This is a genomic window from Halochromatium salexigens (assembly GCF_016653295.1).
GTDB lineage: Bacteria > Pseudomonadota > Gammaproteobacteria > Chromatiales > Chromatiaceae > Lamprobacter > Lamprobacter salexigens.
Genome location: NZ_NHSF01000043.1, coordinates 16,931 through 40,414 on the forward strand (window position 1 = coordinate 16,931; position 23,484 = coordinate 40,414).

Consider the following 23,484-nt stretch of genomic DNA (forward strand, 5'->3'; position numbering starts at 1 on the left):
TCCCGACAATCGCCAGGTGTTCGTCGCCCAGGTCCAGTTGAAAGCAGCCGAGGGCGATGCCGAGGGCGCGCTGGCGCTGCTCGAGCGCACTCCGCTCGAACTGGCCAATGATGCCGAACTCGCTGCCCTGCGCGGGCGCCTCGCCTTCAGCGCCGCCCTCACCGATGCCCCCTCGGCCGAGGCGCTCACCGCCCAACTCGAGGCCAACCCCAACGACAGCGCGGCGCGTTATCAACTGGCGGCGCATCAAGTGCTTGCCGGCGAGCATGAGGCGGCGCTCGAGCACCTGCTGACCTTGCTGAAGCGCGATCGTCAGTACGGTGACGACGCGGCGCGCAAGGGGATGATCGCGATCTTCGATCTGCTCGGTGGTGGTGAACTGGTGAGCCGTTACCGAGCCAAGATGCTGAGCAGCTTGTATTGAGCCAGGCAGGCTGCGCTCGATCTATGCCTCTCGGCGAGGGCTGAGGTCGATCTCCACGGGGTCGCTCAACCAGTCGAAAGACGTCCAAGAATGCCCTTCCCAGCGCAGGCGCTGCTGCGGATGCGGATGCGGATGCGGATGCGGATGCGGATGCGTTGAACCGCAGCCCGCGACACCGGCAACCGCTAGCAGTTCACCTTGAGTGTCGAGCAGCAGCGGCACATAGGGGCGCAACCAGGACGGGATGCCGGCCTGTTGGAACAGCTGCTTCAATGAACGACTCGGTCGGTTCGTCCCGACAATCGCCAGGTGTTCGTCGCCCAGGTCCAGTTGAAAGCAGCCGAGGGCGATGCCGAGGGCGCGCTGGCGCTGCTCGAGCGCACTCCGCTCGAACTGGCCAATGATGCCGAACTCGCTGCCCTGCGCGGGCGCCTCGCCTTCAGCGCCGCCCTCACCGATGCCCCCTCGGCCGAGGCGCTCACCGCCCAACTCGAGGCCAACCCCAACGACAGCGCGGCGCGTTATCAACTGGCGGCGCATCAAGTGCTTGCCGGCGAGCATGAGGCGGCGCTCGAGCACCTGCTGACCTTGCTGAAGCGCGATCGTCAGTACGGTGACGACGCGGCGCGCAAGGGGATGATCGCGATCTTCGATCTGCTCGGTGGTGGTGAACTGGTGAGCCGTTACCGAGCCAAGATGCTGAGCAGCTTGTATTGAGCCAGGCAGGCTGCGCTCGATCTATGCCTCTCGGCGAGGGCTGAGGTCGATCTCCACGGGGTCGCTCAACCAGTCGAAAGACGTCCAAGGATGCCCTTCCCAGCGCAGGCGCTGCCGCGGATGCGTGGACCCACAGCCCGCGACACCGGCAACCGCCAGCAGTTCACCTTGAGTGTCGAGCAGCAGCGGCACATAGGGGCGCAACCAGGACGGAATGCCAGCCTGTTGGAACAGCTGCTTCAGTGAACGACTCGGTCGGTTCGAACGGCGGCAGCGCAAGCCCGGTGACCCGAATACGCCAGGCGACCCGAAATGGACTGTCATCGGTTGCCATTGGCTCGCTATCGCCCGCCCGGGGTCAGCAACTTCGAGGCTGAGTCTGCCCAGCCCCCGCGGGAGCCGAAGAGGCTGGCGACCATCCCACCGCAGCTCACCCTCGGGGCGTGGCGGCAAGGGCGCAAGCGCGAACAGATCGTCCCGATAGCGGCGCAGCTCACACCCCTCCCAGGCGACCAAGGGGCTCGCATCGGCCCGGGCCGAGAGGACATCGCTCAGGATCGTCTCCAGCTGTGTCGCAGCCGGCGGTCTCACTCCGTGCTGGGCCAGCCAGCGCCGCAGCAACACGCGCGCACGCTCGGGCGCGAGCGCCGATAAGCGCGCGACCGACAGCGTCCCTGGTCGCGAGCCGGCAACCGTCGGCAACTGCTCATCGGCCATCGCATCGATCAACGCGGCGGCCTCGGCGCAGTGGGCGGCGCTGCGGGCGATGGTGGTCGTCGCCGAGGGCCAGCGCTGGCGCAAGACCGGCATGATCCGATGCCGCAGCAGGTTGCGATCGAAGCCGAGATCCTCATTCGACGGATCCTCGATCCAGCGCAACCGGTGCTGCTCGGCGTAGGCGCGCAGATCCGCCTGCGCGCATCCGAGCAGCGGGCGGATGAGCCTCCCCGCCCCCAGCGGCGCGCGCGTGGGCATCGCCGCCAGGCCATGCACGCCGCTGCCGCGCAGCAGCGCGAGCAGCAGGGTCTCAGCCTGATCGTCTCGATGCTGCGCGGTGGCGAGCCAATCGCCAGGCCCCAGGCAGTCGGCAAAGACACGCTGGCGCGCTGTGCGCGCGAGCGCTTCGAGACTCTCGCCGGGCGTGCGGTCGATCTGGACCTTGCGCTCGTGGTAATCGACACCAAGCTGATCACAGACACCACGGCAGTGATCCGCCCAGCGGCCCGCCTCGGGATGCAGGCCATGATCGACGTGGATCGCGCTCAGGGTGAGTTCAAGCGTCGCGCGCAGCGCGACACAAGCGTGCAAGAGCACATGGGAATCGCAACCACCGCTGTAGGCGATCCAGAGCCGCGCCGGGCGTGGATCTTGGCCGAGGATGGCGCGCAGGCGATCGATCGAGAACGCGGGCACCCGTTGATCACCCTGTCGCAACCTATGGCAACGGCTCAGACATCACGTGATGCCGCGCGTCGACGATGGCGGGTCTACGCGATCAGCTCTTGAAGCGACCGTAGCCGCGCAAGCGCTGGTAGCGCGCCTCGATGATCTCATCGAGCGATTGACTGGAAACCCGCGCCAGCTCGTCGACCAGCACCATCTTCAGCGAGGAGGCGGTATCGTCGACATTGCGGTGGGCGCCACCGCGCGGCTCCGGCACCACCGCATCGACGAGCCCGAACTCGTAGAGCCGATCGGAGGTGATGGCCATCGCCTCGGCGGCGGATTGCGCCTTCTCGGCGCTCTTCCACAGGATCGAGGCGCAACCCTCCGGTGAGATCACCGAGTAGGTGCTGAACTGGAGCATGATCAGCCGATCGCCGACACCGATGGCCAGCGCGCCGCCGGAGCCGCCCTCGCCGGTCACGGTGACGATGATCGGCACCCGCAGCCCGGCCATCACCTGCAGGTTGCGCGCGATCGCCTCGCTCTGCCCGCGCTCCTCGGCGCCGACGCCGGGATAGGCGCCCGGGGTATCGATGAAGGTCAGGATCGGCAACCCAAACCGCTCGGCGAGCTGCATCAGTCGAAGCGCCTTGCGATAGCCCTCGGGCCGCGGCATGCCGAAATTGCGCTGGATCTTCTCCTTGGTATCGCGGCCCTTTTGCTGGCCGATGACCATTACCGCCTGGCCCTCGATGCGCGCCAAGCCGCCGACGATGGCGCGATCATCGGCGAAGGCGCGATCTCCGTGCAGCTCCTGGAAGCCGTCGAAGATACGATCGACATAATCGAGGAAATAGGGCCGCAGCGGATGGCGCGACAGCTGCGAGATCTGCCACGGCGTCAGCGACGAGAAGATCTGTTCGGTCAGCGCCCGGCTCTTGGTCTCGAGATGCTTGATCTCGTCGGCAATATTGATGCCATCTTCATCGTCGGCATCGTGCCGAGCGAGATGTTGAGCACCCAGCGTGGCGCCGATATGCCGCAGCTCTTCGATCTTCGCCTCGAGCTCGGCGACCGGTTGTTCGAATTCGAGAAAGTTCAGGTCCATGGGGCGTGGATTCTACGTGAAAACACAGGGGCGGTGACAGTCTGGTTTTTCGATTGCCGCAGACATCACGGCTGCGGATCGGATATTCTCGGCGCTTAGGCGTCTTCCAGTCGATCGACATCCATGACACCACAACCCGACTCCCGCTACATCGTCCTGATCAGTGTCCACGGACTCATCCGCGGTCAGCAACTCGAACTCGGTCGCGATGCCGATACCGGCGGCCAAACACTCTACGTGGTCGAACTCGCACGGGCGCTGGCCCAGCGCGATGATGTCGAGCGTGTGGATCTGTTCACCCGGCTCGTCGATGACGACCATGTGAGCGAGGACTATCGCCAACCGCTCGAGGAGATCGGCCCGAATGCGCGCATCGTGCGCATCGATGCCGGCCCGGCTGAATATCTGCCCAAGGAGCAGCTCTGGGATTATCTGGATATCTTCGCCGACAACATGCTCGGCTTCCTGCGCGATCAGGACATCGCGCCGACCCTGATCCATACCCATTACGCGGACGCCGGCTATGTCGGCACCCGCGTCTCGAACCAGCTCGGCGTGCCGCTGGTGCATACCGGGCACTCGCTCGGACGCGTCAAGCGCCGCCGGCTGCTGGCCTCCGGCGTCAAGCAGGAGGTCATCGACAACCGCTACAACATGGATCGGCGCATCGATGCCGAGGAGGAGACGCTCGGCGCCGCCAGTCTGGTGGTCACCAGCACCAGCCAGGAGATCCAGGAGCAATACGGGCTCTACGATCACTACCAGCCCGAGCGCATGTCGGTGATTCCGCCCGGCACCGACCTGACGCGCTTTCATCCACCGGATGGCAGTGAGCAGAAGGCGCCGATCAAGCAGGAGCTGGCGCGCTTCCTGCGCGAGCCGAAGAAACCGATCATCCTTGCCCTCTCGCGCCCGGACGAGCGCAAGAACATCGCCACCCTGGTCGATGCCTTCGGTGAATCCGAGGAACTCCGGCGCCAGGCCAACCTGGTGATCGTGGCCGGCAACCGCGATGATATCCGCGATCTCGACAGCGGCGCCCAGCAAGTACTGACCGATATTCTGATCCTGATCGACCTGCATGATCTCTACGGCAAGGTCGCCTACCCGAAGCATCATTCCTCCGACGAGGTGCCGATCCTCTACCAGCTTGCGGCGGCCTCGCGCGGGGTTTTCATCAATCCCGCGCTGACCGAGCCGTTCGGCCTGACCCTGATCGAAGCCGCCGCCAGTGGCCTGCCGATCGTCGCCACCGAGGACGGCGGACCGATCGACATCATCGACCATTGCAACAACGGCATCCTTATCGACCCGCTCGACAAGCAGGACATCACCAAGGCCCTGCTGAAGGTGGTCAGCGATGCCTCGCGCTGGCGCACCCTGGCCAAGAACGGCCTCTCCGGGGTCAAGGAGCACTACTCCTGGGAGGCACACGCCGAGAGCTACATGGAGGCCATCCGGCCACTGCTGGAGCAGGTCGAACCGCCACCCATGGCACCGGTCGCGCGCCGGCCGATGCTCTACCACGACCGCGCCATCTTTACCGATCTCGATCAGAACCTGCTCGGTGATCCGGACTCGCTCGCCGATTTCCTGCGCATCATGCGCGAGAACCACCGCTGCACCAGTTTCGGCATCGCCACCGGGCGGCGCTTGGACTCGGCACTCGCCGTCATGCGCCGCTACGGCATCCCGCGCCCGGATGTGCTGATCACCGCACTCGGCACCGAGATCTACTATGCCCCGCAGCTAACCGCCGATGACGCCTGGGCGCGCCACATCGACCATCTTTGGTATCCGCGCCGGGTGCGCGATGTCCTCGCCGATCTGCCCGGCATCAAGCGCCAGCCGAAGTCCGAACAGAGCCGCTACAAGGTGAGCTTCTATATCGATCCCGAGCATGCGCCCTGTCTCGAGGAGATCGGCAGCATCCTGCACCAGGCCGATCTCAATGTGCATCTCAACCTTTCCTTCGGTCAGTTCCTCGATGTGGTGCCGGCGCGCGCCTCCAAGGGCCTGGCGCTGCGCTATGTCGCGGATCAGTTCAGCATCCCGATTGAGCATTGCCTGACCGCCGGCGGCTCCGGCGCCGATGAGGACATGATGCGCGGCAACACCCTCGCCGTGGTGGTCGCCAACCGTCACCACGAGGAACTCTCGCAGTTGACCGATACCGAGAGCATCTACTTCGCCGAGCAGCCGTTCGCGGCCGGCATCCTCGAGGCGATCGAGCACTATCGCTTCTTCGATGCCTGCCAGGTGCCGCGCCCGCCCGAGGAGGCGACAGGCGCCGAGGCCGAGGGCTAAGGAAACCGCCGCAGGATCGCGTTTCAGCGCGCGATCAATCGCCGGTCACGGGCTCGCCGATCAGGTCATGCTCGGTGCTGGCGATGAGATCGACCTCGATGAAATCGCCAGGCTCGAGTTCCCAGGCGCCCTCGATCAGCACCCGACCATCGATCTCCGGCGCATCGGCGCCGCTGCGTGCGATCACCTGCTCCTCGAGCACCTCGTCGACCAGCACGATCGCGCGCTGGCCGACCCGCGCGGCGAGCTTCTCACGGCTGATCTCGGCCTGCAGCGCCATGAAGCGCGCCCGGCGCTCCTCTTTCAACGCCTCCGGCACCGGGTCGGGCAGTGCATTCGCCGCCGCCCCCGCGACCGGTGAGTAGCTGAAACAACCGACCCGATCCAGCCGCGCCTCGTGCAGGAAGTCCAGGAGCTGCTCGAAATCCGCCTCGGTCTCGCCCGGAAAACCGACGATGAAGGTGCTGCGCAGCACCAGCGCCGGACAGATCCGGCGCCAGTCGGCGAGGCGCTCGAGCACCTGCTCGGTCGCCGCTGGACGGCGCATCGCCTTGAGCACGTTTGGGCTGCCATGCTGCAACGGCATGTCCAGATACGGCAGGATCAGCTCATCGGCCATCAAGGGGATGAGCCGATCGACCTGCGGATAGGGATAGACGTAGTGCAGTCGCACCCAGGCCTGTAGCTCGCCGAGGGTACGTGCCAGGGTCTCGGTATCGGTACGCAGCGGCCGGCCCTGCCAGAAATCGGTGCGATAGCGGGTGTCGAGCCCGTAGGCGCTGGTATCCTGCGAAATCACCAACAGCTCGCGCACGCCAGCTTCGACCAGTGCGTGCGCCTCGTCGAGGATGCCGCCGATCGGTCGGCTCACCAGATCGCCGCGCAGGCTTGGGATGATGCAGAAGCGGCAGCGGTGATTGCAGCCCTCGCTGATCTTGATGTATGCGTAATGAGCCGGGGTCAGCTTGACCCCCTGCGCCGGCAGCAGATCGGTGAAGGGGTGATGCGCCGGCGGCGGCAGATGCGCGTGCACCGCCGCCAAGACCTCCGTCTCGGCCTGCGGCCCGGTCACCGCCAAGACCTCGGGATGGGCCTCGCGGATCAGCGCCGCGCGCGCCCCCAGGCAGCCGGTCACCACCACCCGACCATGCTCCTCCAACGCCTCACCGATCGCCTCCAGCGATTCGTCGACCGCCGCATCGATGAAGCCGCAGGTATTCACCACCACCAGATCGGCGCTGGCGTAGTCGGCGGCAATCGCATAGCCATCGGCCCGTAACCGGGTCAGGATGCGCTCGGAATCGACCGTCGCCTTCGGACAACCGAGGCTGATGAAGCCGACCTTGGGGATTGCTGTTCTCGTCATGGCATGACTGTCGGGGATGACTTTCGTAAATCGACACTTGCATGGCATTCGCCACCATCTGTCCATCATAAACGAAGCCCAGCACAAAGCCTCGTCGCTGCTCGAGTCGGCCCCAATCCAGTGATCGTCAATCCGGTTTATACTGGCGCGTCATCAACTGAATGATTTCGCTTGAGCGGACTGTTTCATCAAGGAGTTAGGAGGTCAGGATGCCGCGTTTCCTGCACACCGCCGATTGGCAGATTGGCCGTCAATACGGCCGTTTCAAGCCTGAGGACGCGGCCGCCATCGCCGAGGCACGCTTCACTGCGGTCGAACGGCTGGCCGCGCTCGCCAGCGCACAGCAGGTCGATGCGGTGCTGGTCGCCGGCGATGTGTTCGATGCGCAGACCGTCTCGGATCGCACCATCCGCCGGCTGTTCAATGCGCTGCAGGGCTATGCCGGCCCCTGGCTGCTGCTGCCGGGCAATCATGACGCCGCGCTCGCCGAGAGCGTCTGGAGCCGGGCACGGCGCATCGGCGCGGTGCCGGCCAACGTCGAGCTGCTGCTCGAACCCGAGCCGCACCTCTATCCCGAGGCGGGTTTCGCGATCCTCCCGGCCCCCCTCACCCAGCGCCAGACCATGGCCGATTTGACCGCCTGGTTCGACCAGGCCGAGACGCCGCCCGAACTGCTGCGCATCGGTCTCGCGCACGGCAGCGTGCAGGGCCTGCTCGCCGAGGAGATCGATTCCGCCAATCCGATCGCAGCCGAGCGCGCCGAGCGCGCCCGGCTCGACTACCTCGCGCTCGGCGACTGGCATGGCCTGAAACAGATCGATGCGCGCACCTGGTACAGCGGCACGCCGGAGCAGGAACGCTTCAAGGACAATGGCGCCGGCCAGGCGCTGATCGTCGAGATTGCTCAGCCCACATCCGCAGCGATATCCCCAGCCGCACCGCGTGTCACCCCCGCCCCGATCGGCACCTACCACTGGCAGCGCTGGCAAGCGGACCTGCGGCTGGCCAGCGATGCCGAGGCGCTGATCGAGCGCCTGCAAACGCTGGCGACGAACACGGTGCTGCGCCTCCAACTCAGCGGCACGCTCGACCTGAGCGCCCATCAACGCCTCCAAGCCGCGCTCGGGGTCGCCGAAGGCCGCTGCCGTAGCCTCGAGATCGACGCCGACGCTCTGCGCCTGACGCCCACCGATGCCGATCTCGCGGCCCTCCAGGTCGACGGCTATCTCGGCGAGGTGGTCGCCCAACTGCGCGAGCGCCAGCAGGGCGACGAGGGCGAGATCGCCCGTGAGGCGCTGGTCATCCTCGCCGATCTGCTGCGCGAGCAGCGCTCCCTCGACGGAGAGGCGACATGCAGCTGAAACGCCTGCGTGTCGCCCAACTGCGCCGCTTTCAGCAACCGCTGGAGCTGGCCGACCTGGCGCCCGGCATCAACCTCATCACCGGCCCGAACGAGTCCGGCAAGAGCACCCTGGTGCGCGCCATCCGTGCCGCTTTCTTCGAGCGCCATCGTTCGAGCAGCGTCACCGATCTGCAACCGCATGGCGACTCCTCGGCCGCGCCCGAGGTCGAACTCGAGTTCTGTTGGCAGGATCAGGCCTGGCATCTCAACAAGCGCTTCCTGGCTCGCAAGCGCTGCGATCTGCGCATCGATCGCCTCGCCAGCGCGGCGAGCACGGAGGCAAGTGAAGCGCTCAACGGCGACGAGGCCGAGGAGCGCCTAGCCGAACTGCTCGGTTTCAGCCACCCTGGCCGCGGCGCCAGCAAGGCCGAGCACTGGGGCATCCCCGGCCTGCTCTGGATCGAGCAAGGCGCCGGCCATGAGCTACGCGAGGCGGTCGCGCATGCGGGCAATCACCTGCACTCAGCGCTCGGCGGCGAACTCGGTGAACTCGGCGAGGTCGCCAGCAGCAGCGGCGATGCGATCCTCCAGGCCGTCGACACGCAGAAAAAGGCCCTGCTGACCGCCACCGGCCGTCCGCACGGCGACTACAAAACACAACAGCAAGCGCTCGAGGAACAGCGGCGCGAACTCACCGAGCTGGACGCACGCATCACCGCCTACCGCGATCAGGTCGATCGCCTGGCGACACTGCGCCAACAGCATGCCGAGGATCAGCGCGACAAGCCCTGGGAGGCGCTGCGCGCACAACAGCACGCCGCCCAAGCTCAGCTCGATCAGGTCGAGCAGCTGCAACAGGTACAGCGGCACGATGAGCAACAACGCGGGCCGCTCCAGCGCCAGCTCGATCTGCTGCGCGACCAGCTCGACGGATTCGAGCAGCAACGCAAGACCCTCGAGCAACGGCAAGTGGCCGAGCAGAAAGCGCGCGATCAGCTCGCCGCCCTCAGCGCCCGCGAACCCGCCCTCGCCGAGGCCTTGGCACAGGCTCAAGCCGCTTACCAAGCAGCCCGCGCTCGCCTGCAGCAGGCGCAACGACAACAGCGGCGAGACAGCCTCCAGCAAACCCTCGCGCAGCTCGCGCAACAACTCAAGGCGCTCGATCACAGCCTCACGCAGGCGCGCAAGGTCCAGGCCGAGCTGCTCGAACAGCGCCAGCAACTGCAACGCGACCAGATCGACCCGCACCTGCTCGAGGAGCTGCGCCACGCCGAGCAAGCCCGCAGCGAACTCGAGATCCGCCGCCAAGGCATCGCCACTCGCGTTCGCTTCGAGCTGCGGCCTGGGCAGCAGCTGACGCTAGGCAACACGACCCTCGCGGACAGCGGCGAGGAGTTGCTGCTTGAGCCGGCAGAGTTGCTGATCCCTGAGACCGGCCGACTCCAGATCATCCCCGGCGGTGAGGATCTGAGCGCCCTGGCCCGCGAGCATCAGCGCCTGAGCGAACGCATCAGCGCACTGCGCGCACAACTCAAGGTCGCCGATCTCATCGAAGCCGAGGCGCGCGCGGCGAGCGAGCAAACCCTCACCGCCAAGATCCAGGCCAATCAGGCGCTATTGAGTTCACTCGCCCCCGAGGGCATCGAGCTGCTCGCGCAACAGCAGCAAGCGCTGCGACAACAACAGGCCACCCTCGGCGCCGAGTTGGAGGCCACCTCTGAATCGTTGACTAAAAAGCCTGCCGATCACACTCGGTCGGCAACACCCAATCAGGCGTTGGACGCCGATTCAGCGCTAGACCCGAACCAAGCAGAGGCCCAGCTCGAGACGGCGCATCAAGCGCTCGATCTCGCCGAGAAGGCCCAGAAAGACCATCAGCTCGCGCTCACCACCGCGCAGAGCGAGGCGCGCAGCAGCGCCAACGAACGGCAACGCTTGCAGGCAGAACTCGAGGCTCCCGAGCGCCAGACCCAACTGCACTCACTGAATCAGGCCCTGACCGACGCGCTTGCCGAGCAGCAGATTCTCGCGCAGCGGATCGAGGCGCGTCAGCAGCAGATCGAGGCCGCGCGCCCGGAGATCCTGAAGCAGGATGTCGGCCGCTTCGCGAGCAGTGCCGAGCAAAGCGAGAGCGCGGCGCGGGCGCGCGAGCTGGAGCTGAACCGGCTCGAAAGCCATCTCGAAGCCCTCAGCGCCGAGGGTTTGGAGGAACAACGCGCAGAATGCCAGCTCGCCTGCGAGCAGTTGGAGCGCGCCGTGCATGAACTCGAGCGCCGCGCCAAGGCCCTCTCGCTGTTACAGACGCTGCTACGACAGCAGCGACAGGCACTCACCCAACGTCTGCAGGCGCCGCTGCAGACGCACATCAACCGCTACCTGTCGCTGCTGTTCCCGCACGCCGGCCTGAGCGTCGATGAGCAGCTCATCCCGCACCAGATCACCCGCACCGGCAACGCCGGCACCGAACACGAGCTGATCGATTCGCTCAGCTTTGGCGCCCGTGAGCAGCTCGGCCTGATCAGCCGGTTCGCCTACGCCGATCTGCTACAGCAAGCCGGCCAGCCGACCCTGATCATCCTCGACGACGCGCTCGTGCACAGCGACAGCCACCGACTCGCGCAAATGAAGCGCATCCTGTTCGATGCCGCCCAGCGCCATCAGGTCTTGCTCTTCACCTGTCACCCCGAGCACTGGCGCGACCTGGGCGCCGCGCCGCGCGAGTTGTTCAGCGAATCCAGCCTGTGATCGGCATTGGCGGTCGCCGCTCGCTCACAGCCCCAGTTCCTGCCAGCGTCGCTCGATGCGCTTGACCGAGACCGGATAAGCCGTGCCCAACTGCTGGGCGAAGAGTGAGACGCGCAGCTCTTCGAGCATCCAGCGAATCTCCTCAAGGCGCTCATCCTCACGCTCGGCGGACTCGGCGGCGCTCGAGCGTTCGCGCCAGCGCTCGACGAGTGGTGCCAGCGCCTGCATGCGCTCGCGGTCGCGCGTGGCCGCCAGTGGCAGTTTTTCGGCGCGTTGCTCTAGCGCGCGCAGATAGCGTGGATAGTCCTGCAAATGGCCGAATGGCACCTGCACGAAGAAGCCGCGATACACCAAGGCATCCAGATGCGCCCGCATATCCAACACCGAGGGCATCCATTGGACCTGGGTGATGCCGTCCAGGCGCTTGCGTGCGGCCTGGTAGGTACCGAGGATGGTCGTGGCCAGGGCGCACACCTCTTGAGCGACCGAGAACAAGCGTGGCTGATTGGCACTCAAGCGTTGATCGAAACTGGCTTGATCGCGGATCGGCGGTTGGCCTTCCGTAAAGGTCAGGTCGAGGATCAGCGCCAGCAACTCATCGACGAGGTCCACGCCCGCAAGGGCCGTCCCGGCTGCACCGGAGGCGGCACCAGCACTGCCCTTGCCGCCCCCCTTGCGCTTCTTCTTGCCACGTTTCGGGCCATTGGTGGTCCGCTTTGCGGCCGCCGCCTGGTCAGAGACGGCGAGCGCTGTTGCCGACGTGGCGGCTGCCGGTGTGACGCTTGCCAGCGTGGCCGATGCCGGCGGCTGGGCGGCCTTGGCATACAGCAAACGCATCCGGTCAAGCCCACCGGCGGTCTCGCAGAGCCCGCGCCGCAGCACGCGCAGCTCCGCGCCCAGCGTGAGCATGATCAACCGCCGCAGTCCGGCGCGCATCGCAAGCGCGGCGCTCTGTTCCGAGTCCAAGACCCGCACTGCGACCGCATCGCCTTGATCGACCAACGCCGGCCAGCCGCGCAGGCGAATCCCGGCGCGATCCAGATCCAGATGTTCGGGCAAGTCGCCGAAGTCCCAGCGCTTGAGGCCATCGCGCTCGATCGGGTGATTCCAGAGCGTGGCACCAAGCCCAGGAGACGCACGACCGTCGCGCCGATCCTCGCTCCGCTCACCGAGATCACCACCCAAGTCACTGCTGGCATGACGGCGTTTGAGCCGCAGCAGATCGTCATCGAGCGCCAGCGTGCGCCCCTCCGTATCCACCAGCCGCACCTTCATGCGCAGATACGGCGGCAGCGCGCTGTCGTCCCAAGCATCCTCGGGCACCTGCTCGCCAGTGAGCGCTTTCAGTTCCTCGGCCACCGCGCGCACCAGCGGCCGATCCGAGGGGGTCAATCGCGCCGCGACCCGCGCTGCGGTATCCGGCACCGGCACGAAGGCGCGGCGCAGCGTTTTCGGCAGGCCGCGCAGCATTGCGGTGATGCGCTCGGTGAGCAGGCCCGGCACCAGCCATTGCAGCCGCTCCGGGGAGACCTGATTGATCAGCAGCTGTGGCAGCACCAAGGTGACGCCATCGGCCTCCTGCCCCGGCTCGAAGTGATACTCCAACGGCAGCTCGGTGGCGCCGATGCGCAAGTGATTCGGGTACTGCTCGGCGGTGATCGCGCGCGCGTCGTGCTGCATCACCTGCTCCAGATCCATATGCAGCAGCTTGGGGGTGGTGCGCGTCGCCTTGCGCAACCAGCGCTCGAACTGGGGCTTGGAGTAGATGCCGGACGGGACGCGCTCGTCGTAGAAGGCGTAGATGCCCTCCTCGTCGACCAGGATGTCGCGCCGGCGCGACTTGGCCTCGAGCTGATGCACCTCCTCGATCAGCGCTTGATTGTGGCGCCAGAACGGCGCCCGAGTCTCGAAGTCGCCCTCGACCAGCGCCGCGCGCAGGAACACCTCGCGCGCCTCGGCCGGGTTGATCGGCCCATAGTTGATGCGGCGGCGGCTGAACAGGGTGAGACCGTAGAGGGTGATGGTCTCGAACGCGGCCACCTGCCCGGCGCGCGATTGCCAGTGCGGTTCCGAGTAGCTGCGCTTGAGCAGATGACTGCCGGCGCGCTCGATCCAGGCCGGTTGCACCTTGGCGCAGATGCGCCCGTAATCGCGCGTGGTCTCGACCCGTTCGGCGCAGACGATCCATTTCGGCGTGAGCGCGAACAATGCCGAGCTGGGATGGATATAGAAACGCCCACCGCGCGCGCCCTGGTACTCACGCTGCTCATCCTTGCGGCCGATGATGCTGAGCAGCCCGGTCAACAATGCACGATGGACCTCCTCATAGGTGCCCTCGGCCTGATGCCTGCTCAGGGTCTTGTCCGGGTTCTTGCCGGCGTTCTTGTTCGCGTTCTCGCCCTGGTCACCGCCCAGCCGATCGCGATAGCCCATCTCGGCCATCAGTTCGTGCAGTTGGATCTGGGTATCGCGCCACTCCTGCACCCGCGTCCAGGACAGGAAGTGCTGTTTGCACAGGCGTTGGAACTTGCGCCGGGTCAGATGCCGGCGCTCGGTTTCGAGGAAGGCCCAGAGGTTGAGGAAGCTCAGGAAATCCGAATCCGGATGGCGGAAGGTCGCATGGATCTCATCGGCCGCCTGCTGCTGCTCGAGCGGGCGCTCGCGCGGGTCCTGCACCGCCAGCGCCGAGGCGATGATGGTCAGCTCGCGCAGGCAATGGTGTTCGGCGCCGGCGAGCAGCATGCGACCGATGCGCGGATCGACCGGCAGGCGCGCGAGCTGCTTGCCGATCGTGGTGAGCTGGCCCTCGGCGTCGATCGCGGCCAGCTCCTCCAAGGTTCGATAGCCATCGGAGATCAGCCGTGAATCGGGCGGATCGACGAACGGGAAGCGCTCGATCTCGCCGAAGCCGAGCTGTTTCATCTGCAGGATGACGGCGGCTAGATTCGAGCGGCGGATCTCGGGCTCGGTGTGCTCGGCGCGGGCGGCGAAGTTGTCCTCGTCGTAGAGGCGGATGCAGACCCCGGACGCAACGCGCCCGCAGCGGCCCTTGCGCTGATCGGCCGAGGCCTGCGAGATGCGCTCCACCGGCAGGCGCTGCACCTTGCTGCGATGGCTGTAGCGGCTGATGCGCGCGAAGCCGGGATCGACGACGTAGTGGATGCCCGGCACGGTCAGCGAGGTCTCGGCGACGTTGGTCGCCAGCACCACCCGACGCCGGCCGTGCGGTTGGAACACCCGCGCCTGCTCGGCCGGCCCTTGGCGGGCGAACAGTGGCAGCACCTCGGTCGAGGGCGGATGCTGCTTGCGCAGGGTCTCGGCGGTCTCGCGGATCTCGCGCTCGCCGGAGAGGAACACCAACACGTCGCCGGGCCCGACCCGCGCCAGCTCACCGACCGCCGAGGAGATCGCCTGCTGCATCGCATCGTCGCGCTCGCCGGCGTGCTCCTCCTCGGGCAGGCGGTAGCGCACCTCGACCGGATAGGTGCGCCCGGAGATCTCGATGATCGGCGCGGCTTTGCCATCGTCTGCGCCATCGCCTGTGCGACCGTCAGCGGCGAAGTGCTTGGAGAAGCGCTGCGGGTCGATGGTGGCCGAGGTGATGATCAGCTTCAGATCAGGCCGTTTGGGTAGCAGCTGCTTCAGGTAGCCGAGCAGGAAATCGATGTTGAGGCTGCGCTCGTGGGCCTCATCGATAATCAGGGTGTCGTACTCGTTGAGATAGCGGTCGCGCTGGATCTCGGCGAGCAGGATGCCATCGGTCATCAACTTGACCGACGTCTCTGGGCGCACCCGATCATGGAAGCGCACCTTGTAGCCAACCGTGTTGCCGAGTTCGGTACCCAGTTCGGTGGCGACCCGACTCGCTAGGCTGCGAGCGGCGATGCGACGCGGCTGGGTGTGACCGATGCGGCCAAAGACACCACGGCCAAGCTCGAGGCAGAGCTTCGGCAGCTGGGTCGATTTGCCCGAGCCGGTCTCGCCGCAGAGCACGATGACCTGATGCGCGCGCAGCAGTGCAGCGACCTCATCGCGGCGCTCGCTGACCGGTAGCTCGGGCGGAAAGTGGATCTGTGCTGGGACCGCAGTGCGGCGGGCGTCGACGATGGCGCGCGATTGCTCGATCGCGCGCCTCAGCGCCAGCCAGGCATCGGCCTGTGGTGTGCCTTGCCGCGCGGCCTGTTGCTTGCTTCGATGTGCGCCCTGCTGTTCGGCCCGATGCGTGCCTTGCTCAGGGGGTGCTTGATCGCCTCCGGCAGGTAAGCGCTTCAGCAGGCGCTTCAGCCGGCGGCGATCCTTGAGTAGGCACTGCCCAATGGCATCCAAGGCAGCACGACGACGGGAATCCAAGGGCATCTCGAGACGATATCCAGCGAAACGATAAACAAAGCGCTCTCCAAGCGAGGCGGTATAGCCATTCGCTTGAGTGACGGACCGACGACAGTCTCATGACTCCATGGAAGGTGATCGATGCTACGATCCCGCACCGGCACCGAGAGGCGTTCATCCAGGGCGTCGATCTCTTGTTGTGCGCTCTCTTCTAGGAGTTCTCTCTCGAGACGACCATCATCGGGCAGTAGGGGCTCGCCGACGAAGGCATCACCCGCGTATTCGCTGCCTGGCGCCACATAGTCGACCACATTCACGAGCGACAAACGTGCCTCGAACCGATCTCGCATCATTAAGGCCCGTTCGAGGACAACCTCGGACTCGGAGGCAAAATCCAAGCCCACTAAGAGATGGGTGTACCCCTTGCTTAGTCTAGAGAGAGTGCTTGAAATTGTCTCATCCCCACTTGATTGACGCTCACTCCAGTAAACCTCATGCCTGATCTCGATAGTCTACTCACCCTCGATCACTTCGACGACTATGCGCGCTGGCGAGACCAGAAGCTCGCCCAAGCACCGCAACGGCTCGAGGAGCTGATTGTCGAGGTGCGCGACCCGAGGCAGCTGAGCGAGGCCGAACATGAAGCGATTCTGGATCGGTGTCGCCGCGCCAACATGGCCATCTATGTCACACCATGCGGAGACGACCCCGATAAGGCCATCCCACGTCGGCTCGGTGAGCAACTCGGGCTCGGTCAGCTCGATCAGAATCCAGGCGCCGACGAGGACGCCGTGACCTCGCTAAGCGTTCAATCCGACGCCTTTCATCGCGGCTATATACCCTATACCGATCGCCCCATCGCCTGGCATACCGACGGTTACTATAACGCCCCGCGGCGCCAGATCAGCGCCTTCATACTGCACTGTGTTCGACCCGCGGCTGCTGGTGGAATCAATGGGCTGATCGACCCCGAGATGCTCTATATCCGCTTGCGCGAGCGCGACCCCGCCCATATCCGCGCACTCACGAGCCCAACCGCGATGACCATTCCGCCCAATATCGTTGACGGCGCCGAGATCAGGCCAGCCAGCATTGGCCCTGTTTTTCGCCCCGGCGATCACGGCCATTTAGCGCTGCGCTATACCGATCGGCGACGCAACATCCAATGGCAAGACGATGCCGCGACACAGGCCGCCGTCGAGGCCATCCGTGACCTCCTCGATGACCCGTTGACACCGCGCTTCGAGGCCGGACTCGCTCCTGGTCAGGGGGTTGTCTGCAACAACGTGCTACACAACCGGAGCCGTTTCGAAGACAGCGCCAACCAGGCCCGACTGCTCTACCGTGCTCGCTATTACCGCCGCATTGCCGAGACCTAGACAGCACACCGGCAAGGCGCTAAAAACCAAAACGCCACGGCCCCGTCTCCAGGGCCGTGGCGTTCTACCCAGCAGGGCAATCGAGCGTTGCTCGCTTAGCGCTGGCTCGCCGTTGGACGTGGCGGCATTGGCGAGAACTGCGGCCCCCAGGTTGGAACCGGAAGGCTGGGCATCAACTTACGCTGTTCGACCGGTGGCGTAAAGGTTCCAGGGGTTCGCTGCGGAGGCGCTTGATCGGATGCTGTCTCTTCGGCAGCCGGTTCAGTGCTCTCCGTTGCCGAGGGCGCTGCCTCTTCTTCGGCCGATTCTGGCGCAACGGCTGCCGGCGTCTCCTCCCGGGCAGCTTCGGCGCTACTCTCATCGGTGGTCGTTGGCTTCTCGGCGGCTGCCTGCTTGGAGGTCTCGGCGCCTTCCTCGTCAGCGGTAGCAGCCTCGCTCTCTTCGGTAGCAGCCGGAGCATCCTCCGACGCGGCTTCGTCAGCAGGCGCCGTGGCGGTTTCGCTAGTCGGAGCCTTGTCAGCCGCTGAGTCTTCTTCGGGCGCGGCAGCCGTTTCGGTGGCAGCAACCTTTTCCTCGGACGGCGCCGCGGCAGACGCCTCCTCGGCAGGGGCCTTCGCCGGTGCCTCAGCGGTCTCGGACTCAGTCTCGGCCTTGTCCTCGGTCACCGCAGGTTCAGCTTCCGCCGCAGCATCTTCTTCAGCCGCAGCATCCTCGCTTGCTGTTGCCTCGGCAGGCTCATCCGCAGTACCACTCGGCTCGGCGGCAGCAGCGTCCTCAGCCTCAGGCGCCGTCTCAGGCGCCGTCTCCGCCGCGGACTCCTCATCCGCAGGCTCGGTGTCGGCGCCCGCCGCCGAAGCCTGTGCCGCCGGCTCAGCGGCCTCGGGCTCAGCAGTTTCGGGCTCCGCCTTCTGGATCTGCACACCGCCAACTGGGGCGAGGTTCGCCGAGATGGCGGCAGGCGGGAGTTGGTCGTCGCCAGAGTCATCATCCGCAAAGATGAGGTAGGCAGTACCAACCACCAAAAACACGGCAACGGCCTTGACCGATAACATGCCGAGGTCTTGAGTCTTCAGGGTCTCCGATAGGGAACCGAGACCGGACGTTTTTTCACTCACTGAAATCTTCCTCTTCGCGCAAGTTCGCACCGCAGCGCACGTTCGCACCGCACAGGGGGCAGGTCAAAACCGTGTAGAGACTGCCTGAATCCGCGCTCGGGTTCAAGGTGCAACCACATTGACAGCGGAGATTTTTCATCAAGCCACCGCCGGAGGGCGCACCACATCCGCCTCCACCGCTGAATCCCGGGGTGTCCGCGGTGATGCCCCGGACGCGACACCGCGCCCGACCCGCGAACGTTGATAAACCACCTCAACAGCCGTCGCATCGCCGAGCAGTTGTTGCAATCGCTTCAGCAACGCATCGCTGGGGTCAACCCTCCAGTAGAGACTCGGCCGCAAGCACATCGAGGCCCCTGGACACTGATATTCGATTTGCATCGGCAGCCCGGTTTCGAGGCGATGGCTTTCGAGCAGCGTTGCCAACGCTTGCACTTTTTGAGCCCCGTGCGCATGCGCGGCTGGATCGCTCAGGTCGAGCCTCAGCAGCAGATGATCACCAAGGCGCGCGCGCGCCTCGGCCAGGGTGCGCACCTCGCTTGCGGTCAGCGTCCAGCCATTGGTGAAGTTGTCCGGGCGCAGGCTGCCGGTCACGGCGATGATCGCATCCGGCACCAGCAGGGACCGGACCTGCTCGTAGAGTTCCGGGAACACGGTCACCTCGATCCGACCGGTGCGATCATCGAGCGTCACGGTGGCCATGCGACCGCGCGCGGTCTTATTGGCGCGAATCGCCATGATCAGCCCCATCAACGTGCGCTGCTCGCGCTCCTGCCCCCAGCCGGCGCCGGACATGCCTTGAGCGTTTTCGAGCAGCCGGCCGATGCGCTGCGAGCCCATCGCCGTCAGCTCGGCCTCGTAGCGGTTGATCGGATGCCCGGTCAGATAGAGCCCGAGGGTCTCCTTCTCGCCGCGCAGGCGCTCGTCGTCGTCCCAATCCGGCCAGGTCTGGGCGGCGATCTGCGGGTCCGGCGCCGCCGCGCTGGATGGACCCGCCGTGGTCTGATCCGGGCTGGACGCATCGGGCGGCGCCAGCGCGCCAAACAGGTCGCTCTGACCGGCCGCCGCCTGCGCGTGATGCTGCTCGGCGAGCTTGAGCGCCAATGGCAGCCGGTTGATCAGCGTGGCACGATTCTCGCCGAGCCCATCCAGCGCGCCGGCGCGCACCAGCGCCTCGAGTACGCGCTTGTTCGCCTTCTGCGGATCGATGCGGCGGCAGAACGCCCAGAGATCCTCGAACGCCTCGCCTTGCCGGCGTGCATCGAGGATCGAGTCGATCGCCGACTCGCCCACGCCTTTGATCGCACCAAGCCCATAGACCACGGTTTCGTCGCCGTCGGTGGTGAACATCCGATCGGAACGGTTGATCTTCGGCGGCTCGACCTTGAGCTGCATGCCGCGACACTCATCGATCAGGGTCACCACCTTGTCAGTGTTGTCCATATCGGCCGAGAGCACGGCAGCCATGAACGCCGCCGGATAATGCGCCTTGAGCCAGAGCGTCTGGTACGACACCAGGGCGTAGGCGGCGGAATGACTGCGATTGAAGCCATAACCCGCGAACTTCTCCATCAGATCGAAGATGTGGGTCGCGATCTTCGGGTCGACGCCGCGCGCGGCCGCGCCCTGCTCGAAGATCGCGCGCTGCTTCTCCATCTCCTCGGCCTTCTTCTTGCCCATCGCCCGGCGCAGCAGATCGGCGCCGCCGAGCGAGTAGCCGGCCAGCACCTGGGCGATCTGCATCACCTGCTCCTGGTAGAGGATGACGCCGTAGGTGGGCTTGAGGATCGGCTCCAGCTCCGGGTGCGGATAGGCGACCTCGGCGCGGCCGTGCTTGCGATCGATGAAGTCATCGACCATGCCCGATTGCAGCGGGCCGGGCCGGAACAGCGCCACCAAGGCGGTCATGTCCTCGAAGCTGTCGGGCTGCAATTTGCGGATCAGCTCCTTCATCCCGCGCGATTCGAGCTGGAACACCGCCGTGGTCTTGCACGCCTTCAGCAGCGCGAACGCCTCTTGATCGTGCGGATCGATCAGATTGATATCGAGCGGTTCCTCGCCCTGGGCCTGACGCTCGATATTGATGGTCTTCAACGCCCAATCGATGATGGTCAGGGTGCGCAGACCGAGGAAATCGAACTTGACCAGCCCGACCTGCTCGACATCGTCCTTGTCGTACTGGGTGACCAGATCCTTGCCACCCTGCTCGCAATAGAGCGGCGCGAAATCGGTGAGCTTGGTCGGCGCGATCACCACACCGCCGGCGTGTTTGCCGGCGTTGCGCGCGATGCCCTCGAGCTTGCGCGCCATGTCGATGATGCCGGTGACGGCCTCGTCGTCCTGGTAGGCGGCGGCCAGGTCCGGGCTCTCCGCGAGCGCCTTGTCGAGCGTCATCTTCAGCTCGAAGGGCACCATCTTGGCGATCTTGTCGACGAAGCCGTAGGGATGGCCGAGCACGCGGCCGACATCGCGCACCACCGCCTTGGCCGCCATGGTGCCAAAGGTGATGATCTGCGAGACCGCCTCGCGGCCGTACCTGTCGGCGACATACTCGATGACCTCGTCGCGGCGCTCCATGCAGAAGTCGACATCGAAATCGGGCATCGAGACGCGCTCGGGATTGAGGAAGCGCTCGAACAGCAGTTCGTGCTCGATCGGGTCGAGATCGGTGATCTTCAGCGCATAGGCCACCAGCGAGCCGGCACCGGAACCACGCCCCGGGCCGACCGGGATCTTGTTGTCCTTGGCCCAGCGGATGAAGTCGGCGACGATCAGGAAGTAGCCCGGGAAGCCCATCTGGCAGATCACATCCAGCTCGCGCTGCAGGCGCTCGTCATAGACGCGGCGCTGCTCGGCGAACGCCGGCGCGGCGCGATCGAAGGTCCGCTCCAGGCGCCACTCCAGCCCGGCGCGCGCCTCAGCGGCGAGATGCTCGGCGATGCCGAGTCCCTCGGGCACCGGCGAATCGGGCAGGAAGGTCTCGCCCAGGCGCAGATTCAGGTTGCAGCGCTTGGCGATCTCGACGCTGTTCTCCAGCGCCTCGGGAAGATCGGCGAACAGCTCGGCCATCTCCTCGGGCGTGCGCAGGTACTGCTGCGGACTGTGGCGGCGCAAGCGACGTGGATCATCGAGGGTATGGCCGCTGTTGATGCACACGCGCACCTCATGGGCGTCGAAGTCATCGGCGGCGAGGAAGGCGACATCATTGGTCGCCACCACCGGCACATCCTTGGCCAGCGCCAGCTCGACGCTGGCCTCGACACAGCGCTCCTCGTCCTCGCGCCCGGTGCGGATCAGCTCGAGATAATAGCGGTCGCCAAAGGCCGCCAGCCAGTCATCGAGCAGCGCCTCGGCCTCGGCCCGGTAACCGCTGAGCAAGGCCCGCTGCACATCGCCGCCGGTGCCGCCGGAGAGCGCGATCAGCCCGTCAGCGGCCTCGAGCACCCAGGCGCGCTCGACCTGCGCAATGCCATCTTTCTGCCCCTCAGTGTAGGCACGCGAGATCAGCCTCGTCAGCGCCGTGTAGCCGTGCTCCTCGTGCACCAGCAGCACCAATCGATGCGGCTTGCCCGGATCAGCCGGATTGCGCACCTCCAGCTCACTGCCAATGATAGGTTTGACGCCAGCGGCCAGCGCTGCTTTATAGAAGCGCACCAGGCAAAAGAGATTCGTATGATCAGTGACAGCAACCGCTGGCATCCCCGCCGCCACAACGGTCTTCGCCAGCGGTTTGATCCGCACCAAACCGTCGATGAGCGAGTACTCGGAGTGCAGATGCAGATGAACGAAACGGGGCTCCAACGACAAGGGGCGCTCCAAGGATCAGCGGGTCAACAGGGCGCCCTAGTCTAGCGATTTGCCCCGGCGATGTCGCCAATGCATCCGGCCGACGCTGCAACCGGCGGATTAGCCCGAGCTAGAATTCAGTCGAGCACGCAAGCCCCCTCCTCACAGCGGCGCTTGAAGCGGCGCTCGGCGAAACGCTGATAGCCCCATTCCAGCGGCCTCGTCAGTCGCAGCCCGGTGACCACCCCTGCGAGCAGGTGCCAGCGGGGCAGTCGCTGCCAGATGGCGACAAAGGCGTCGACACCGCTGAGCAAACGGCCGTCCGATTCCTGGACATGCAAGCGGCGCATCGCGCTCGGCAGATCAAGCCCAGCGCTCGCCAGGGCGTCGGCCTCTTGGGTGATATCGACCCAGTGGATCCGACCCTCCCGGTCGATCTTGCGATAATGGGCGATCTCGCGGCTGCAGAGCGGGCAGCCGCCATCGTAGAAGGTGGTCAGCTTAGGCATGATTCTGTCCCAGTGAAGAAGCGATAGGTATTACGGCCCTCTTCCTTGGCGTGGTACATCGCGATGTCAGCATTGCGCAGCAGCGCGCCGCTCAGCAGCACGGCACCGAGCAGGGAGCGCTTCATGCCCGCTCCCCAAGGCACGCGACGCTACGGCCACCATCGCCAGTGGCGATCAAGACCAACATGACTAGCCAGACTTGCGCCGATACACCGAGGTGTCGAGACGTTTCATCAGGTAGTAGCCACCGATCAGCGTTGCCAGCAGCGCCGCCATGCCGAGCATGTACATGGCCGGATCGCCCTTGCCCTCGAGGTCGAGCACGACGACCTTGCGCGCGAGCGCGGTGATAGCGATCAACAGCATCATCTCTACATGCACGGACTTATCGACCATGTACATGTAGATGCTGGCCATCAGTTCGACGGCGATCAGAACGATGAGGAACATGCCGAAGACCTCGAACAGTTCATTGAGTCCGAGCAGGAAACCATCAGTGCTGACCAGGTCTTGGTAGAGGATGAAGCAGAGTTCGATCAGCGCGATTACCGAGACACCGGCGATCAACAGTAGCAGCACAAAGGCGAGACTGCGCTCGAAGTAATGGAAGAGCGCATGCAGGATCGGATGGCGATGCTTGGGCTTGGCGATGCCAAACGGATCCAGCCCCGGTAGATCGGCGGGTGCCGGACTCTCATGCTGATCGCTCGGCGCTGGCGTCAGCCCTTCGCCACCAGCGGGGATGATGCGCACCAGCGCGCCGGCTTGGGCAAAGGCCGCGTGCAATCGGGACGCGAGCGCGCTATCGATCCCGCGCTTGACCGTCACCGGCGTGCCGCTGAAGAGCTGGGCGACGGCCTCGTCGGAGAGCTTGAACAGGCGCTTGACGCGCGCGCGGGCTTGGCCCGGATCGGTTCCGGGCGTCAGTTCGCCGGCAAATTCGAGATCGAATCGCGTGGCGCTCATGATCG

The 23,484-nt window shown here is 65.6% G+C and carries 17 protein-coding genes; 6 read left to right on the forward strand and 11 right to left on the reverse strand.

Features of this window, described 5'->3' with window-relative positions:
- Positions 1-424, forward strand: a 424-nt coding sequence (locus tag CCR82_RS06340) for a tetratricopeptide repeat protein (protein WP_201244558.1), incomplete at its 5' end; no start/stop codon positions are given.
- A 21-nt stretch (positions 425-445) separates the two neighbouring features.
- Here CCR82_RS06340 and tilS (CCR82_RS18910) read toward each other — a convergent pair.
- Positions 446-697: a tRNA lysidine(34) synthetase TilS gene (gene tilS / locus CCR82_RS18910; RefSeq protein WP_201244582.1), complete on the reverse strand. Its 252-nt coding sequence runs from the start codon at positions 695-697 to the stop codon at positions 446-448.
- A gap of 36 nt (positions 698-733) precedes the next feature.
- Here tilS (CCR82_RS18910) and CCR82_RS06350 point away from each other — a divergent pair, with 36 nt between their 5' ends.
- Entirely contained in the window at positions 734-1,141 is a 408-nt protein-coding gene (locus CCR82_RS06350) for a tetratricopeptide repeat protein (protein WP_201244559.1), read from the forward strand.
- Positions 1,142-1,162: 21 nt separating this feature from the next.
- Here CCR82_RS06350 and tilS (CCR82_RS06355) read toward each other — a convergent pair whose 3' ends face one another.
- Both tilS (CCR82_RS06355) and CCR82_RS06360 read right to left on the reverse strand, forming a co-directional pair.
- Positions 1,163-2,554, reverse strand: coding sequence for a tRNA lysidine(34) synthetase TilS (gene tilS / locus CCR82_RS06355; RefSeq protein ID WP_338073113.1), 1,392 nt, complete (start codon positions 2,552-2,554; stop codon positions 1,163-1,165).
- 82 nt (positions 2,555-2,636) lie between these two features.
- Complete coding sequence (locus CCR82_RS06360) at positions 2,637-3,635, reverse strand: acetyl-CoA carboxylase carboxyltransferase subunit alpha (protein ID WP_201244560.1); 999 nt, start codon at positions 3,633-3,635, stop codon at positions 2,637-2,639.
- A gap of 123 nt (positions 3,636-3,758) precedes the next feature.
- Here CCR82_RS06360 and CCR82_RS06365 point away from each other — a divergent pair, with 123 nt between their 5' ends.
- Positions 3,759-5,942, forward strand: coding sequence for an HAD family hydrolase (locus tag CCR82_RS06365; RefSeq protein WP_201244561.1), 2,184 nt, complete (start codon positions 3,759-3,761; stop codon positions 5,940-5,942).
- A gap of 34 nt (positions 5,943-5,976) precedes the next feature.
- On the opposite strand, the gene rimO is transcribed toward CCR82_RS06365, so the two are convergent.
- Complete coding sequence (gene rimO, locus CCR82_RS06370) at positions 5,977-7,308, reverse strand: 30S ribosomal protein S12 methylthiotransferase RimO (RefSeq protein WP_201244562.1); 1,332 nt, start codon at positions 7,306-7,308, stop codon at positions 5,977-5,979.
- Between the two features lie 209 nt (positions 7,309-7,517).
- On the opposite strand from rimO, the gene CCR82_RS06375 reads away from it, so the two are divergent.
- Both CCR82_RS06375 and CCR82_RS06380 read left to right on the forward strand, forming a co-directional pair.
- Positions 7,518-8,669, forward strand: coding sequence for a metallophosphoesterase family protein (locus CCR82_RS06375; protein WP_201244563.1), 1,152 nt, complete (start codon positions 7,518-7,520; stop codon positions 8,667-8,669).
- On the forward strand, positions 8,660-11,395 hold the full coding sequence (locus CCR82_RS06380; RefSeq protein ID WP_201244564.1) for an AAA family ATPase: 2,736 nt from the start codon (positions 8,660-8,662) through the stop codon (positions 11,393-11,395). Before CCR82_RS06375 ends, CCR82_RS06380 begins: the two co-directional genes overlap by 10 nt.
- A gap of 24 nt (positions 11,396-11,419) precedes the next feature.
- Here CCR82_RS06380 and hrpA read toward each other — a convergent pair whose 3' ends face one another.
- Positions 11,420-15,745 (reverse strand): ATP-dependent RNA helicase HrpA, encoded by a 4,326-nt coding sequence (hrpA, locus tag CCR82_RS06385; RefSeq protein WP_420827316.1) that lies wholly within the window; start codon positions 15,743-15,745, stop codon positions 11,420-11,422.
- Positions 15,676-16,233, reverse strand: coding sequence for a universal stress protein (locus tag CCR82_RS06390; RefSeq protein ID WP_338073115.1), 558 nt, complete (start codon positions 16,231-16,233; stop codon positions 15,676-15,678). The genes hrpA and CCR82_RS06390 overlap by 70 nt, the downstream gene beginning before the upstream one ends.
- On the opposite strand from CCR82_RS06390, the gene CCR82_RS06395 reads away from it, so the two are divergent.
- Positions 16,219-17,103 (forward strand): TauD/TfdA family dioxygenase, encoded by an 885-nt coding sequence (locus tag CCR82_RS06395; RefSeq protein ID WP_201244567.1) that lies wholly within the window; start codon positions 16,219-16,221, stop codon positions 17,101-17,103. The two genes, CCR82_RS06390 and CCR82_RS06395, sit on opposite strands and share 15 nt — an antisense overlap.
- Before the next feature lie 95 nt (positions 17,104-17,198).
- On the opposite strand, the gene CCR82_RS06400 is transcribed toward CCR82_RS06395, so the two are convergent.
- The 5 genes from CCR82_RS06400 to CCR82_RS06420 all read right to left on the reverse strand — a co-directional run bounded on the left by CCR82_RS06400 (position 17,199) and on the right by CCR82_RS06420 (position 23,479).
- On the reverse strand, positions 17,199-18,218 hold the full coding sequence (locus CCR82_RS06400) for a hypothetical protein (protein ID WP_201244568.1): 1,020 nt from the start codon (positions 18,216-18,218) through the stop codon (positions 17,199-17,201).
- A gap of 138 nt (positions 18,219-18,356) precedes the next feature.
- Positions 18,357-22,019 carry a DNA polymerase III subunit alpha gene (gene dnaE, locus CCR82_RS06405; protein WP_201244581.1) on the reverse strand — a complete coding sequence of 1,221 codons (3,663 nt, stop codon included), beginning with the start codon at positions 22,017-22,019 and terminating at the stop codon, positions 18,357-18,359.
- Positions 22,020-22,141: 122 nt separating this feature from the next.
- On the reverse strand, positions 22,142-22,513 hold the full coding sequence (locus CCR82_RS06410; protein WP_201244569.1) for a thiol-disulfide oxidoreductase DCC family protein: 372 nt from the start codon (positions 22,511-22,513) through the stop codon (positions 22,142-22,144).
- On the reverse strand, positions 22,501-22,638 hold the full coding sequence (locus CCR82_RS06415) for a hypothetical protein (RefSeq protein ID WP_201244570.1): 138 nt from the start codon (positions 22,636-22,638) through the stop codon (positions 22,501-22,503). The genes CCR82_RS06410 and CCR82_RS06415 overlap by 13 nt, the downstream gene beginning before the upstream one ends.
- A gap of 64 nt (positions 22,639-22,702) precedes the next feature.
- Positions 22,703-23,479, reverse strand: coding sequence for a phosphate-starvation-inducible PsiE family protein (locus CCR82_RS06420; protein ID WP_201244571.1), 777 nt, complete (start codon positions 23,477-23,479; stop codon positions 22,703-22,705).
- Between the last annotated feature and the right edge of the window lie 5 nt (positions 23,480-23,484).